2 protein-coding genes are annotated in these 2,402 nt (G+C 65.0%); both read left to right on the plus strand.

Annotated features, from left to right (window positions below):
• Positions 1–141: 141 nt before the first annotated feature.
• Positions 142–1,449 (plus strand): IS21 family transposase, encoded by a 1,308-nt coding sequence (gene istA / locus ABVS03_RS11475; protein WP_368019207.1) that lies wholly within the window; start codon positions 142–144, stop codon positions 1,447–1,449.
• Complete coding sequence (locus ABVS03_RS11480) at positions 1,446–2,270, plus strand: ATP-binding protein (protein WP_368019208.1); 825 nt, start codon at positions 1,446–1,448, stop codon at positions 2,268–2,270. The genes istA and ABVS03_RS11480 overlap by 4 nt, the downstream gene beginning before the upstream one ends.
• Positions 2,271–2,402 lie beyond the last annotated feature (132 nt).

The raw sequence follows: 2,402 nt of genomic DNA on the forward strand, positions 1-2,402 counted from the left end.
TGTTGACGCCGGGCGATTTTAGCCACATATAGCCGAAACAAAATAGCCGATTGCAGCCGGAAAAGATTGGCCACCGCTCCGCTGCATCCCTCCTATGCTGGTTGTGCCAATGTGCCGGCGATAGGAGGAATATAGAGAAAGATGGACAGCAGATACGATGGCCTGCAGAAGATTATAGACGAGGCCCTCTCGGCGATGGCAGCCGAGGCGGGTCCGGGGTTCTCGCCGGAGAAGGCGAACCTCGCGGAGTTCTGTAGGAGGACCGGACTCACGAGATCGAAGGCAAGGACGCTCCGGAAGAAGGGCTTCCAGGCCGGGCCGCACGGCAATGCAGGCAGGAAGGCAGAGACGACGGTCCTCACGGGATACACCGGCGTCGTCGATGACCAGCTCCGCAAGGGGGTGACGAACTCCCAGACGATCTTCGACCGCCTGAAGGGGCAGGGATATGCAGGCGGCATCACGTCGATCAAGGACTACATCGCCGCCCACCGCTCGCTCGTGCCTGCGCCGAGGAGGCAGGCGGATTCCAGGGGCCCGCGCGGCAGGAGATACCAGACAGAGCCCGGCGAGGCATACCAGATGGACTGGGGGTTCGCCAATGCGGAGGCGGCCGACGGCACCGTCTCGAGGATCGCATGCTTCGCGATGGCCTGCCACCACTGCGGCACGCCCTACATCGAGTTCTTCCCGAACGCACGGCAGGAGAACCTCTTCATAGGCATGCTGCATGGCTTCATGGAGCTCGGCATCCCGGACTGGGTGCTCACGGACAACATGAAGAGCGTGGTCGTCAGGAGGGATGCAGACGGCAATCCCGTCTGGCAGAAGGACTACGAGGCGTTCATGGACTCCATCGGCTTCCGGACGAGGCTCTGCAGGCCCAGGCATCCATGGACGAAGGGCAAGGTCGAGCGCCTCATACGGTTCGTGAAGGAGAGCTTCCTCCAGGGCAGGGAGTTCACGGACATCACGCAGCTCAACGAGGAGGCGAGGCGGTGGTGCCGGGAGCAGTCGGGAAGATGGCGCCGCGCGGCGGCGTGCGTGCCCGCAGACGAGCACAGGGACGCATGCATGCAGCATGCGCGCCCATTCGCCTTCACGGAGGAGGCGGAGCGCTGGCTCTGCCCGAAGAGGAAGATATCCTTCGACGGGTTCGTGAGCTACGAGGGCAGGCGCTTCGGCGTGCCCCTCTGGTATGCGCGCAGGGAATGCCGCGTGGGGCGCGAAGGCCGCGTGCTCCATATATACAGCGACGACCTCTCGCAGGAGCTGGTCGCGCATCCGGTCACATGGGACCGGCACGACAGCTGCTGCGAAGGGCAGTGGACCGACGACGGAGGCCCGGCAGAGCAGCCGACGCAGCCGCCGGCGCCGACGGTCAGGCAGTCTGCGGCACCGGCGGAAGATCCCGCCTTCGCGAGGTTCGACTTCGGAAGGAGGGCATGATGGCAGAGGGCATGGGCATCTTCGGCGAGGCGGCGGAGGCCGCTGCCGGCATGGGCATCCGCATATCCGCAGAGGAGCTCGCCGCGCTCGCATCCGACAGGGGCATGGGAGAGGGCGAGATCGCCGCGGTCAGGACTGTCTTCTCCTATCTCGCCGAGCAGAGGCGGCAGCAGACGGTGGATACGCTCCTGCGCCTCAGCAGGCTGCCGTCGAGGGAGCCGAAGACGTTCGAGGGGTTCGACTTCTCGAGGATACAGGGCCGCGATGCAGGGATGCTCCGGAAGCTTCCCGCCCTCGCCGACCTCTATGCGCACAGGAACATCGCCTTCATCGGCCCCGAAGGCATCGGCAAGACGCATCTCGCGCAGGCATACGGGCGCGCATGCTGCATGAAGGGGCTCAGGACCTACTACCTCAAGGCGAGCGAGCTGCGCGACAGGCTCTCCAGGGCGGCAGAGCGGGGGTCCGCCCAGCGCGAGGTCGCGGCGCTCGTGAAGCCCTCATGCCTCATCGTGGACGAGATCGGGAGGTGCAGGTTCGACAGGGCATGCACCGACATGTTCTTCGACATCGTCGACCGCCGCTATGAGAAGGACGGCCCGAGCACGATGGTGCTCACCAGCAACATGTCCCCGAGCGACTGGAAGGGCTCGTTCACGGGCGAGGATGCGCTGCTGTGCGCCCTCGACAGGCTCTTCGACAATGCCTCGGTCTTCATGATGCGCGGACCCAGCTACAGGGGACGAGGGCTCGACACCTACTCCGTGGAGGCGGTGCCCCAGGCGATGAGGCAGAGGGGCTCCGGCACGATGGGGCTCTAGCGATGGGCCCTCGGAGCACCATGCACGGCAGCAGCTAGCATTTCCGGATGCCGGCACATTGGCCAATATCGTCCGGCTGGAAATGGACAGAATCGCCCGACGCTTGGTGGCGATTATCGCCCGGCGTTAACA

It is taken from the genome of Olsenella sp. AGMB03486, from assembly GCF_040884255.1.
In the GTDB taxonomy this organism is placed as follows: domain Bacteria; phylum Actinomycetota; class Coriobacteriia; order Coriobacteriales; family Atopobiaceae; genus Olsenella_L; species Olsenella_L kribbiana.